The sequence below is a fragment of the Paenibacillus sp. FSL F4-0243 genome (genome assembly GCF_037963295.1).
Lineage (GTDB): Bacteria > Bacillota > Bacilli > Paenibacillales > Paenibacillaceae > Paenibacillus_AQ.
This window is the reverse complement of record NZ_CP150151.1, coordinates 6,001,629-6,014,839: the sequence shown is the minus strand read 5'-3', so window position 1 is coordinate 6,014,839 and position 13,211 is coordinate 6,001,629. Positions and strand designations below refer to the sequence as shown.

Below are 13,211 nucleotides of genomic sequence, written 5' to 3'. Positions count from 1 at the left end.
CTCTATATAATGGGTTGTAGAATAACAAAGCGGAATGGAGATGGGAAATATGTCTGTACTCAGTGCAATTAATCTCACAAAACATTACGGTAAGGGGACTAACCTGGTCAAGGCACTGGATGGTATTAATGTAGAGGTACACAACGGTGAATTTATAGCGATTGTCGGGACTTCAGGAAGTGGCAAATCAACGCTCTTACATATGCTAGGCGGGCTTGATCGGGCGACAGAAGGTCAGGTGATCATAGATGGTAAAAATATTTTTGGGATGAAGGATGATGAGTTGACGGTATTTAGAAGAAGAAAGATCGGATTTGTGTTTCAGAACTATAATCTAGTGCCGATTCTTAATGTATACGAGAATATTATGTTGCCCATAGAGCTGGATGGAAACAAAATAGACAAGGATTTCGTGGATCATATTGTGAATACGTTAGGTCTTTCGCAAAAATTGGACAACCTCCCTGGTCAGCTTTCAGGCGGTCAGCAGCAAAGGGTAGCCATCGCACGGGCCTTGGCAGCTAAACCTTCCATTATCCTAGCAGATGAACCTACAGGGAACTTGGACAGCATCACTAGCCAGGAGGTCATTGGTTTACTCAAAGTAACAAGCAGACAGTTTAATCAGACGATTCTAATGATTACTCATAATGAAGAGATTGCTCAGCTTGCAGACCGGACCATCCGGATAGAGGACGGTAAAATTACTGGAGGGGCATTGTGATGATGTTTCCAAACAGTAATAAGCCCGTTGTTAAAAAGCTGACGAGCAGAAGCCTGAAAGCCAATCGGACCCGAAATCGTTTTGTGATTCTGGCCATCGTGCTTACTACCTGGCTCATTACTTCTTTTTTTAGTATTGGACTGAGCAACTATAAGACCTTCGAAATGCAGCAATTGAAAATAAACGGAACCATGGCTGATGTCTACTTAACCTCCCCGTCAGAACAACAAATGAACAAGTTAAAGGAACTCTCCTATATTAAGACCATCGGACTCCAGTCCAGAGTAGGTAATGTGATCAATACGCCAGAAATAGGAGATCTTAATTTAGCTCTGCTCTGGTATGACTCTACAGAATGGACAGAGATGCGTAAGCCAGTGATCGATGGTCTAAAGGGAACTTATCCAGATAAGGAAAATGAAATCGCCGTTCCTTTATGGATATTACAGTCAATGGGGATGGATGATCCACAGATTGGTATGAGCTTGCCGTTAACTTACTCTTTTACCCGTGATGGGGTGAAATCTCAGCAAAGTAGCAATTTCGTACTAAGTGGATGGTTTACCGATTACAGTCATGTTCGTACCGGAAATTCTGGAGCTATGCTGGTATCGGGGGCTTTTGCTACAGCTCATGGCGTAGATCTTAAGAATCCCAAAAATGCCACTATTCTATTTAATGAGAAAAATACGGATGGACTTATCTCACGTTTGCAACAGGATATTCCTTTGGGAAAAAATCAAAAGCTTGAACCTGTCTCTAACCAATCGTCTACCTCTTCGGATAGAACAGCAACTTTGATTGGTTACGCTGGAATTATATTATTTGTTATGTTGAGCGGATATTTATTGATTTATAATGTGCTTTATATTTCTGTCTCACGGGATACAAGGTTCTACGGACTGCTTAGAACGCTAGGAACTACACAACGGCAGATTAAAAAAATAGTTAGGGCACAGGCTTCACGGTTAGCACTTATCGCTATCCCACTGGGACTTGCCGCAGGAGCTGTGACTTCCTTCGTAATGGTGCCGCTTGCTATGAGTACAATGGATTTGGATACGGGCGTGGTGATTTCTTTTCACCCGTTAATCTTTATTGGAGCTGCGTTGTTTGCTTGGTTGACCACCATGTTTAGCGCTATCAAACCTGCCTCTATCGCTGGCAAAGTTTCTCCAATAGAAGCGGTGAGATATACAGGGACGATGGTTAAAGCTAAGACGAAGCGGGGAACTGGCGGATCTAAGCTGCACCGACTGGCTTGGCGTAATATTTTTAGAGTGAAAAAACGGGCGATGGTTGTGTTTCTCTCTTTATTTCTGGGACTGACAACTTTTCTGGTGATCAATACACTTGTGCTTAGTATGAGTACAGATCATTTTATTGCTGAATACATGGATAACGATTTCACGCTGTCTAATCAAACGATGTCCTTTGGATTTGAGGGGGAAGAGAAAGCCAAGATTACAGGGGATATGATCAAGGAAATTCAGGATATAAAGGGCGTAAAAGAAGTCTTCAAAGCTTATACTGGGATAGGTCAGATCAAGTATGATCCTAAGGTGTTCAGTAAGTATGTGGATGAATTCGCAAAATCATATCACACAGATCGCCCTACCGATGATCAATTGGCTGAGCCTCAAAGCATGTTCTCAATGACCCATGTTGTTGGGGTAGATTCAGATCAGGTTAAGAAGATGGAAGAAAAATTAGGAATCACTGTGGATATGGAACGTTTTGAAAAGGGTGAGATTGCCTTGCTGGACAATTTTAAACTCGGAGGTATTAAGATTGGAGATAACTTTCAAATTAGTCCTATAAACAGCGATGCAGCACAATCATTCGAAATTGGAGGGCTTGCTGATTTCAGCTCTCTAGGGTCGTCACACTTTGTAGCTCCGAATGTATACATTAGCCATACTGCTATGGAGAAACTCATGAATGACCCACTTATAAGTAAAGTATATATTAATGCAGACCCAAAAGACTGGAAGCCGATTACCGATCAATTGGAAGGACTCATCGGCGGAGATGGTGAGCTGAAGCTGGAGTCGAAGCTGTATATGGAAAAGTTCATGGAATCGGCTAAGCTAACCTTTTACATTATGGGTGGCGGCATTGCGCTCATTCTAGCGCTGATTGGAATTTTGAATTACGTTAATATTATGTATACAGGGGTTGTAGCTCGGAAGCTGGAGTTCGCAGTGATGGAGAGTATCGGGATGACCTCTAAGCAGATGAGAAAGCTGTTGCTGTTTGAAGGGGCAGGTTATGCGATCATATCGACACTGCTAATCTCAACAATAGGCACATTAATCAGTTACGGTGCTTATAGCCTGTTCAGCCAAGAGGCTACTTATGCAGTATTTAGCTTCCCAACCCTTCCGCTTTCTATTGCGATTGTACTCGTTTTTGCGGTTTGCCTGAGTGTTCCGCTTATTGCTTATAAGCAAATCAAAAAGGACAGCATTGTGGAACGTCTGCGGCAAATGGAATAGAGCTAATTAATTAACAGCGTAGCCTTCCTCTGCTTGTTACAATGATAAGTATAGAGGTGAGTTTAATGACAACCATTCTAATTGTAGAGGATGACCGTCTCTTAAACGAGGGGCTGAAGTTCATGCTTGCAAAAGAAAACTATAATATTATTCAGGCCTATTCTTTTCAGGAGGCGGCTTCTAGAATTCAGGATCAGACCATCGGTCTGGTCCTTTTGGACATTAATCTCCCAGATGGGAGTGGTCTTGCACTGTGCCAGGAAATTCGGCGAACGAGTTCCATTCCGGTTATATTTCTAACTGCCAACGATACTGAGCAGGATATGGTAGCTGGATTTGGACTAGGAGCTGATGATTATATTGCGAAGCCATTTAGCATGGTCGTACTTTTGCAGCGTGTTAAGGCTGTTCTTCGACGAACAGGCACTGATGAGGGCTTAGAGCTGTTTCAATACAAGAATATTACAATTAACTCAGCCAAAATGAAGGTTTACAAATATGGACAAGAGATAAAACTAACCACCAATGAGTATCGTCTCCTTGCTATCTTAACCGAGAATAGCGGCCAGGTTCTTACTCGGAGGTTAATGCTGGAGAAGCTATGGGATATAGAAGGTAATTTCGTGGATGAGAATACGCTAAGCGTAAATATTCGTAGGCTACGGGCCAAAATTGAGGATGATCCTAAAGATTGTCAATACATTAAAACCGTATTCGGCATTGGCTACACATGGGGAGAGTAAGGATGAAGAACCCTTTTAGAAAAATTATTTGGAGCTCGTTCACCCTTTTGGCAGTAGTCGTTGTGTTGTTTGTATCTATGCTTATCTATTATATGCCTGAGAAGCATGTAGTTATTGGTTGCGTGGTGTTTATTAGCGTGATGGCTCTGCTGTTTATAAGCTTTGTGCTCGCGCTTCGTAAAGAAATGCTAAACACGCTATCTTCATTGTCGGGATTGATTCAAGATCTTATTAATGGACAAATGACTCAGATGTTCCCGGTGCAGGAGGATACACTCCTCTCTAAATTACAGCATCAGGTTATTCAATTATCTGAGCTGTTGTCTTCGCAGAAGCAGCGCTACCGTGAAGAGGGTCATGAAGTCAAAACATTGATCTCTGATATCTCTCATCAACTGAAGACCCCTTTAGCCAATTTAGGGATGTATAACAGTCTTCTTATGGATGAAGGGCTCCCCGCTGAAACACGCAGTGAATTTACCCGCCATATGGGTAGTCAGATTGAGAAGCTGTCTTGGCTTATGGAGAATCTGATCAAGTTATCACGGCTCGAATCCGGTATTATAGAGCTTCATGCTGCGGAGAAGCATAATCTTGAGAATACTGTGCTGTCAGCCATCAAACAGGCATTTCCAGCAGCCGAGCAAAAGAATATAGAGATCTTACTGGAAATGGATCAGGAGATTACGCTGCAACATGATCCCAAGTGGACGGGAGAAGCTATCTATAACATCATCGATAATGCTCTGAAATATACGCTCGGGTCCTGCAGTGTTAGAATTACGATTCGCAGATATGATCTTTTTGCAAGGATTGATATTGCTGATGGTGGAATAGGAATTCCTGTCGCTGAGATGAATGACATTTTCAAACGATTTTACCGAGGAGCGGGTTGTAATGGAACAGAAGGTGTTGGTATAGGCCTTTATTTAGCCCGTAAAATTGTGACCGAGCAGGGTGGATATATAAAAGTGAGATCGGAGTTAAGTAAAGGAAGTGTTTTTTCTATATTTTTGCCGTTACGCTGATTCTGAATGTACTCTAAGCTTAGCCCCCTAAATTGGGGGTTTTTCTCATTAAAGTCGCTATTTCATTGAGGAAAAGTGCTTTGCTAGCCCTATAGTGGTCTGCAGTCGCACAGCTACCTCGACTAAGGTCCAGTACCAAAAACCGTCGTTGGTCTGTTTTGAAAGTCTGCGAATTGCTCTAGAATAAGGCTATAAGGTTAAGGACAACGAAAGGCGGTGAGAAAATAATGCAAAGAAGACAAGGAAACGGATTGGCGGTTGTGCTGATTGTGATTGGTGCGGTAATGCTACTCGGTTTAGCGCTTCCTCTGATTCACGGTATTTTCAGACTACTGTTCCCAGTATTGCTGGTTGTTCTCGGGTACTATGGGATTAAGAGTGGACGCAAGGTTATCGGTTGGGTACTAATGTTCATTGGTGTCATGACCTTGATCGCGAAGCTTTCCTGGATCATCGGACCACTGCTAGGTGTGGCGTTGATCGTATGGGGAGTGTCAGCTTTAAAGGGTAGAAGAAATGGTACTTATTAAGAAGAATTGTACTTAAACAAGAAGCAGGGAGGGAGCAGGAGATTATGAGTGTTTTTCGTCGCATGAGGGATATTACAGTAGCTAATCTAAATGAACGTCTAGAGCAAAGTCAAGATCCTGTGAAGCTAATTGATCAATTTCTACATTCAACTCGCGAGGAAATCAGTGAAGCTGAAAGACTGTATCAGCAATACGCTTCCCATACGAAGCAATTGCAGCAGCAAGTGAATCAAGCGACTGCCATGAGAAATAAACGTGAGGAACAGGCGTTACTCGCATTAAAAGCGGGCGAAGATCATCTGGCAAAGCTGGCTTTGCAAGAAAAGATCATTCACGAGGAAAAGTTGGAGCAGTACAGCGGGCTACTTGAACAAAGTAAGCAATCCTTGTTTGAACTTGAAGGACAGCTGAATGAGCTGAAAATAGAGTATCAGACAGTGTACAGCAAACGTCAGTATTACGCGGCACGGATGGAGTCGCTGAGACTACAGCAACGTATGAACCAAAGAGCAAGTGCTTATGGTAACGGCGGTGATGTTCCCAAAATGTTCGGACGTCTGGAAGATCGGATGTCAGATTGGGAATTAGAAGCGAAGAGCTTGCGCGATGTGCGTCGCATGGGACAGGAATATGCGGTGCAAGCAGGTGAGACTGTAGCAACCGTACTCGAAAGAGAAATGGCTCGCTTAAAGGAGAAACTGAACAATGGTGGAAAGGAGTAGCGCTATGAGTCGATTATATCGTTCAACTAGAGATAAAGTGATGACGGGTCTTGCAGGTGGATTATCTGAGACACTCGGTATTGATTCCACGCTATTCCGGATTCTGTTACTGGTCAGCATTCCGTTTACAGGAGGTGCCGTGATTCCAGTGTACTTCATTGCAGCGCTGGTCATTCCGAAGGAGCCTACGCATTATAATCCTTTCGGACCAGGCCCTGGTGCACCGGGTGGCCCATTCGATGGTCCTTACTCAGGTAGACCGGAACATGGACACGGACCGCATGCTAATGGCGGACATGGACCTTATGGACGCCAACCTAACTACAATCCTAATTTTGAGAAGAACAACGCATATTCAGCTCCGGATTCCGGTTTGGATGCGATGATGAAGGATATCGAGAAGAAGGCTTTGCAAAAAGAAGTAGAAGAACTCAAACAAAAACTGTCTAAATATGAGAAAGGGGAATTGTAAATCATGGGAGTATTTCAAAGAATTAAAGATATGACTAAGGCGTCGGTAAATGACTTGTTGGATAAGGTAGAGGACCCAATCGTAATGCTTAACCAATATCTGCGCGATATGGAGGCTGAAATCCACGAAGCAGAAGTTACAGTTGCCAAGCAAATGGCGAACGAACGCCGCATGAAACAACGCGTGGAAGAAGCAGCAAAAATGTCCGCACAACGTGGAGCACAAGCTGAATTGGCACTGAAAAACGGCCAAGAAGAAGTGACTCGCAAGCTGTTGGAAGAAAAAATCTACTTCGATCAAAAACAAGCGGAATACAGCGATCTTCATGCTCAAGCTGAAGTGCAAGCGAAGGAATTGGTTGGGCAGCTGCATGATATGAAGGATGAATTCTACAAGCTGCGCAACAAGCGTAACGAGCTCGTATCCCGTGCTCAAATGGCTAAAGCGAAGAAACAAATGACGCAAATCAGCAGCGTACATTCCATCGAAAGTGGCAGTGCGTCACTCGGATTCCACCGGATGGAAGAGAAGATTATGCAGCTTGAAGCAGAAGCAGATGTAATGCGTGCACCTTACAGCCCATCCGCTGCCTACACAAAACCAGTCGATGTTGAGAAGCAACTGAAAGTGGATGAGCAACTGGCTGCACTGAGAAGCAAGCTGAATGATACACCGGCTGCTCCTTCTTTAAACAAAAAAGAAGAATAAATCCTGTTCCTAAAACTTAAGTAGATATGATATGCTGGACAAGAAGAAGCCATACGGTATGGATCTCCATACCGATATGGCTTTTGTAGCGGCTGGCTATAATATATTGATGGTTGTAGTTTTGCTTACGAAGTTAGTTTTGCTACGCAAAACTTTTAGGAGGTGCGAAATGGATAAACGAAACCGTTTGATTGCCATCGGACTGATCGGTGTTGGCTGCATGATGATTTTTGGTAGATGGCTCGGCTTTTTCTCCATTGTCGCGCTTCTATTCCTGTTCCTAGGAGTCTACCGCACGACGTCAGGAAAAGTGAAGCAGGGTTATAAGCTGCTCGGGATTGGCGCTATATTACTTTTGCTGGATCATTTGGTGCTCGTGCTGGGGATTTGTTTGATTTCATTGGGGATGTTTTTTACTAAATCCAAAAGAGTTCAGCGTAAGGAAGGGTTTATGCAGAAGCAAAACTTTTCGTCTAGATTTGACTGGGATCGCTCACCCTGGGTGATGCATAGCCTCAGCTCATGGCATATCCTTGGAGAGGCCGATCTTGATCTTTCACTGGCTATGGCGGAGCAAAAGGAAACGGTTATGCTGTTTCAAGGAATCTTTGGTGATATGGACATTCAATTGTCAGATGATTATGGTGTGGAAATAGAAGCCTTTGTGCTTTTTGGATCGATTGAATTCGGTAATGGGCGCGATACTGGTATGCTAAACCGTCTGAATTGGAAGTCCCCTAACTATGAGAGCAGTGAATATAAGGTAAAGTTTAGTGTGTCTTATTTGATGGGAGATTTGGATGTGCGATTATCCTGATTAGTTTGATACAGAAGGGAGGGTCCCCGTATGGATAAAAAGAACAAAAATATGATGTCACGCAGTATGGGTGAGGGGGCTCTGTTCTCTTTTGTCATGCTGCTTGTGATATTGTACACCATGTATACATATGGCTATTTAAAGCCTTTTGAAAGCTGGATGATTGGATTACGCACGGCATTTACTCTAATTCTGCTGCCCATGGGGTTCGGGGTTGGCTTTGGTTTCTATCAGAGCTTCCGAGTAAAGCGAAAGTTGGAACGCCTGAGAGAAACTCTCGTATTGTGGGAGAAGGGAAACTTAACGCTATCTATGCCTGACTTGGGTGACGATGAGCTGGGAAGGCTCGGAGAACAATTAGGCCGAATTAGTGGAAAATGGGAAAACCAAGTGACAACACTGCAGCGATTGTCTACAAATAACGCGAAGCTCGCGGAGCAAGCACGAGTATCTGCTATTATGGAAGAGCGCCAGCGGCTTGCGCGTGAATTGCATGATGCAGTCTCACAGCAGTTGTTCGCGATCTCTATGACCGCCACGGCTGTAGGCCGGACGCTGGAGAAGGATTTTGACAAGGCGCAACGGCAAATTGCACTTATCGAAGAAATGTCTGCTGTAGCCCAATCAGAGATGAGAGCACTATTGCTTCATTTAAGACCTGTTTATTTGGAAGGTAAGGGATTAGAGCAGGGGCTGCAGGAGTTGATCAAGGAACTTAAGGTTAAGGTTCCGATTGAAATCGTGTTCGAGATGGACCCTGATGTACAATTGCTAAAAGGGGTAGAGAATCACTTATTCCGTATTGTGCAGGAGGCAATCTCCAATACGCTTCGTCATGCGAAAGCAGAAAAGATGGAAATCAGGCTGCATCGGCGAGGAGATACAGTTCGTTTGACGCTCCGTGATGATGGGATTGGTTTTGAATTGGATGATAGTAAACAAACTTCCTACGGTTTGTCGAATATGCAGGAGCGGATGAATGAAATCGGAGGTTCCATTCAGTTTATTACCGCTCCGGGTAAAGGAATGCGGATTGAAATTACCGTTCCGTTAGTCAATGAATAATAGGAGGAAAGAGTGACCATGGAGATGGAGGAAGCCATTAAGGTATTGCTTGTAGATGATCATGAAATGGTGCGGATCGGACTAGCTGCTGTTCTAGGTACTGAAGACGGAATTGAAGTCGTAGGGGAAGCTGGAAGTGGTGAGGAAGGTATCCGCCTGGCACAAGAGTACAATCCGGATGTAGTCCTGATGGATCTCGTAATGGATGGGATGGATGGGATTGAAACGACCAAACACTTAATGAAGCAGTATCCCGAAATCAAAGTTATTGTGTTGACAAGCTATCTGGATGATGAAAAAATGTATCCGGTGATTGAAGCAGGTGCGTTCAGTTATCTACTAAAGACCTCACGAGCTAGTGAAGTGGCAGATGCCATACGCGCTGCGGCAAGAGGCCAGTCTGTACTGGAGTCACAGGTCGCCTCTAAAATGATGAATCGTTTTCGAAACAATGCAAAGGGTGAATCCCCTGCTTATAAAGAGCTTACGGAGCGCGAGATGGAAGTATTACGTCTGCTGGCGCAAGGTAAATCGAATCAGGATATCGCGGACCAACTAATTATTGGGATCAAGACTGTGAAATTTCATGTAACGAATATTCTCGCGAAGCTGGGTGTGGAAGACCGGACCCAAGCAGCAATTTATGCATATAAAAATGGACTAGCTGAATAATTGGATATCCCAATTGGTGTGAGTACAAGAACTGGCCAGAGTAAGAAGGGCTGGTTTTTTTGTGTGCACGAGTATATGAAAATACTTGTCTCCGTATAAAATCTTGTAAAGCGGACATCCTGTTTAGTAGATTAATAGACCGGATTGAGAGGGTGTTGGATTGTGGGGTATGTGGAAGAAAGTAAGGGAAAGAGACACGGTGCAGGCCGAAAAAGTGGTATTAAAGGAATGTTGCTGGTATTGATTCTATGCTGTACTGCGTTACTTTTGGCAGGTTTTCGGGGCGAAGGTGAAAAAGAGATCAGCCAGATCGCCCAATTGAAGAAGTCACTTCCTCTCCTGACCTCCCTTGGTAAAAGTGTTACAGTACCCGGCTCCCCTCTTCGTTTAGTTTTAAAATGGCAGGGAGAATTCAATGGTGATGGTCTAGAGGCTGGTGTCACTGCAACTAACCTATCCGATGATCTTGGGTTGGGAGAAACAAGCCGGGAAGACGTGGGGGAACATCTTACTTACCGTTCGGCTGCCGACAAAGCCGGTTTGCAAACCACCATGTTCTGGAGTGAGCTGGGAAACGGACGTAGTTATGTGATTGTAACCCTGGAGACACCTGATTTGTTAAATACTCCGGATCTGCAAGCTGAAGCAGAAGAAGCTGGCGCGAAACTACAGAAGATCGGCATCACAGCGGAATGGAATACCTCGCTTCAGGGGGCTGCGAAGGAGCAGGAGCACCCTCAAAAGGCTCTACTGTTAACGGAGCAGAATATGTACGCACAGCTGCCCGATCTTAAAGTACAGGAAAGCTACGAAGACGAAACAACAGCCAGCCATACTTATAGTACATCAGCATTGTTACATTCCGTAATCAGCGGAAACCACGAGGTAGTTCTACAGACAGCTATTCATCAGGATGCAAAAAAGGGCAGCAGCCGCGTTACGATTGGATTACCATTAATAACAATAGAATATTGAAAAAGACCAATCAAGGATCTATTGTAGAATGCCCGTACTTACAATTTTAACATCAACCTTGGTATGGAATTTTACTTTCCGGTAATCCTCAGACCAATTTTTGTTGCTCCAGATATTGTGATGATAAGCAATAAGTTTTCTTCCTACACCAAAGATATCACAGTTTGCCTTTTGGATTTCATTAACAACTGTCTTGGCTTCCTTTGTAAGCAAATCCGAAAGATCTTGATTGACTTTTTTAAGTTCTTTTTCGTCGAGTACATCCGTAAACTCTTCTACGACGGCTTGCAGCTCTAAGCCCAAATTCACATCAATGCTTTCATCAGCAGAAACGGATACCTTGAATTGCCGCTTTATTTTTTTTGAACCCACATTAATAGTAATGAAATTCCGAATATCATCGGAATGTCCCAAATCAAGTTTCTTAGTGAAGCGGGCATTTTTCCCCTGTTGTCCCATCAGCAGAACCATCATGATTGACTGATCGGGGTTCAACATTCCGCTGTAATTCTGGTCATGAAAGAGAGCCACCCCTTTCGTGATTATATCGCCCTCATCTCTACCTAGATATGGAAGAGCAAAGTCATGTCCTGGATCCATCAGGGAACGGAACACGGTATCTGCCGTTTCTTTTGGAAAAATACTCATTTCTTCCAGACTATCGATCTTTTGCTTAATGAATTCCCCGATCTTTAATTCCCCAACCTTTTTTTGCTCAAGAATTTCGGCAGCTTCTCCTTCCGTAATAATTAGCCGAACGTTGGATGTTGGATTGCTTGGATCCCTGTAATTCACATCCAGAATAGGGTACAGGCCACGCTCAGCCGTAGTCCTTCCCATAAGCTCAAAACCATATTTAATAAATCTAATGTTTCCCCTAACTTTATTTCGCAATTGATTGCTCGCATTGCGCACAGTCGGTCCGAAACTCGAATGGATTTCATTCTTGGTAGCTTTCTGCTCAATATCGGGGGGGATGATTAATTCGATGGTTTCTTTGATCTCTCCGTTCTCTGTATAATCAATTGCTGCACAATAAGCCAGATGCAGGTCTTTCAAATATTCCCGGTCCCAACATCCAGTGAGACAGATGGAAACAAGGGCAATTAAAAGTAAATGCGACTTGAATTTCATGTCAAACTTCATGCAAGACCACCTGGCTTTCTCTTCATAAATAGGGAAATCATCAGTAATACCATCGATAATCCGGCAATAAACACATAGGTCGCATAGTTAGCGGCTGTATCAAAAAGATGTACATCAGCAGGAGTTACAGGTGCAAGTGCGATCATAAAAGTAATGATTTTTACAAACGGAGCAAAATGTTTATGGCTTTTTCGACTAAATAAAACACTGAGTCCAATGGATGCTGCGTAACAGTAGCTAACAATAGAACAAACAAGCGTGATGGCCCAAATCGGCAGAAATAGGATATCTGCACGGTCCACGATATAAAAGTTAAGAGATTTTACTAAGTAGATGACGGGTTCGGGCATGATTTTGATTTGCTCGGAGTTAAATACCATTAGACAGGTAGAGACCACAAAGACATAGAGCAGGGTTACGAACCCACTGGCTAGACTAATGGTCATTAATTTTTGTTTATTTGTACCTTCGGAAAGCGGATAGACGATCATCATCATTTCGAAACCATACATAGATTTAGTTGATTCTTGTGCTCCCTTCACGACATTCCAGAATCCGTTCTCCAAAAGGGGGAGCATAAATTCAAAATGAGCTTGAGTTAAACCATAGCTGACAAATAGTATAAGCGGGACAAAAAGAACTGTTGCCAATGTATAGAATCTGGCCAACACTGTAAGCTTTTCCCTTGCCAAATAGAGAGTCATGATCGAAAAGAGGGTTAATATAGCCCATCTTGGTGTGGATTGCAGAATCCACCTCTGCAGCACCTCTACCGCACTGAACATAATATTGGAGCCAAGCAGAACAAAGTAACTGATGTAAGCGATTATAAGTATTCTACCGATAATTGGACCTCCGAGCTTTAAACATATAGTAAATAAGTTGAGTCCGGGGAAATTTTTCAGCAGAACCCATAGAAGAATGATAACAATTTGGGTAATGATGCCCGCAATCAAAACAGAGAGCGCTCCTCCACCCTTGGCCGCTTCGTTAAGCTTGAAGGGAAGAGACAGAATGCCAACCCCGATTTGGGCTTGAATCATAAAGCAGAAAAGTTGCCCCCTCGTTATCATTTTTTCTTTTTGAGTCATTCTTATAACTCCTGTCAGTT

Annotated in this window: 14 protein-coding genes; 12 read left to right on the top strand and 2 right to left on the bottom strand. The window is 43.4% G+C overall.

Annotated features, from left to right (window positions below; genetic code table 11):
• The first annotated feature begins 49 nt into the window (after positions 1-49).
• The 12 genes from NSS87_RS26600 to NSS87_RS26545 all read left to right on the top strand — a co-directional run bounded on the left by NSS87_RS26600 (position 50) and on the right by NSS87_RS26545 (position 10,954).
• A complete protein-coding gene (locus NSS87_RS26600; protein WP_339243482.1) occupies positions 50-724 on the top strand; it encodes an ABC transporter ATP-binding protein in 675 nt (224 codons plus the stop codon).
• Positions 724-3,222 carry an ABC transporter permease gene (locus tag NSS87_RS26595; RefSeq protein ID WP_339243481.1) on the top strand — a complete coding sequence of 833 codons (2,499 nt, stop codon included), beginning with the start codon at positions 724-726 and terminating at the stop codon, positions 3,220-3,222. Before NSS87_RS26600 ends, NSS87_RS26595 begins: the two co-directional genes overlap by 1 nt.
• Before the next feature lie 65 nt (positions 3,223-3,287).
• The gene (locus tag NSS87_RS26590; RefSeq protein ID WP_339243480.1) at positions 3,288-3,965 is read left to right on the top strand and encodes a response regulator transcription factor; all 678 of its coding nucleotides are present in this window, start codon (positions 3,288-3,290) and stop codon (positions 3,963-3,965) included.
• A gap of 2 nt (positions 3,966-3,967) precedes the next feature.
• A complete protein-coding gene (locus tag NSS87_RS26585) occupies positions 3,968-4,993 on the top strand; it encodes a HAMP domain-containing sensor histidine kinase (protein ID WP_339243479.1) in 1,026 nt (341 codons plus the stop codon).
• Between the two features lie 227 nt (positions 4,994-5,220).
• On the top strand, positions 5,221-5,523 hold the full coding sequence (locus tag NSS87_RS26580; protein ID WP_042191767.1) for a hypothetical protein: 303 nt from the start codon (positions 5,221-5,223) through the stop codon (positions 5,521-5,523).
• A gap of 44 nt (positions 5,524-5,567) precedes the next feature.
• The gene (locus NSS87_RS26575) at positions 5,568-6,245 is read left to right on the top strand and encodes a PspA/IM30 family protein (protein ID WP_042130994.1); all 678 of its coding nucleotides are present in this window, start codon (positions 5,568-5,570) and stop codon (positions 6,243-6,245) included.
• Positions 6,246-6,249: 4 nt separating this feature from the next.
• Entirely contained in the window at positions 6,250-6,717 is a 468-nt protein-coding gene (locus tag NSS87_RS26570) for a PspC domain-containing protein (protein ID WP_042194525.1), read from the top strand.
• A 3-nt stretch (positions 6,718-6,720) separates the two neighbouring features.
• The gene (locus NSS87_RS26565) at positions 6,721-7,425 is read left to right on the top strand and encodes a PspA/IM30 family protein (protein WP_042191765.1); all 705 of its coding nucleotides are present in this window, start codon (positions 6,721-6,723) and stop codon (positions 7,423-7,425) included.
• A 169-nt stretch (positions 7,426-7,594) separates the two neighbouring features.
• Complete coding sequence (liaF, locus tag NSS87_RS26560; protein ID WP_042191763.1) at positions 7,595-8,242, top strand: cell wall-active antibiotics response protein LiaF; 648 nt, start codon at positions 7,595-7,597, stop codon at positions 8,240-8,242.
• 30 nt (positions 8,243-8,272) lie between these two features.
• Positions 8,273-9,307: a sensor histidine kinase gene (locus NSS87_RS26555; protein ID WP_042191761.1), complete on the top strand. Its 1,035-nt coding sequence runs from the start codon at positions 8,273-8,275 to the stop codon at positions 9,305-9,307.
• Positions 9,308-9,325: 18 nt separating this feature from the next.
• A complete protein-coding gene (locus NSS87_RS26550; protein ID WP_179085807.1) occupies positions 9,326-9,979 on the top strand; it encodes a response regulator transcription factor in 654 nt (217 codons plus the stop codon).
• Positions 9,980-10,141: 162 nt separating this feature from the next.
• Positions 10,142-10,954, top strand: a complete 813-nt coding sequence (locus NSS87_RS26545) for a YwmB family TATA-box binding protein (protein WP_339243478.1) — start codon at positions 10,142-10,144, stop codon at positions 10,952-10,954.
• Between the two features lie 18 nt (positions 10,955-10,972).
• Here NSS87_RS26545 and NSS87_RS26540 read toward each other — a convergent pair whose 3' ends face one another.
• Both NSS87_RS26540 and NSS87_RS26535 read right to left on the bottom strand, forming a co-directional pair.
• The gene (locus tag NSS87_RS26540) at positions 10,973-12,100 is read right to left on the bottom strand and encodes a Ger(x)C family spore germination protein (RefSeq protein WP_339243477.1); all 1,128 of its coding nucleotides are present in this window, start codon (positions 12,098-12,100) and stop codon (positions 10,973-10,975) included.
• Positions 12,097-13,191 carry a GerAB/ArcD/ProY family transporter gene (locus NSS87_RS26535; protein ID WP_076285316.1) on the bottom strand — a complete coding sequence of 365 codons (1,095 nt, stop codon included), beginning with the start codon at positions 13,189-13,191 and terminating at the stop codon, positions 12,097-12,099. The genes NSS87_RS26540 and NSS87_RS26535 overlap by 4 nt, the downstream gene beginning before the upstream one ends.
• Positions 13,192-13,211: the final 20 nt, after the last annotated feature.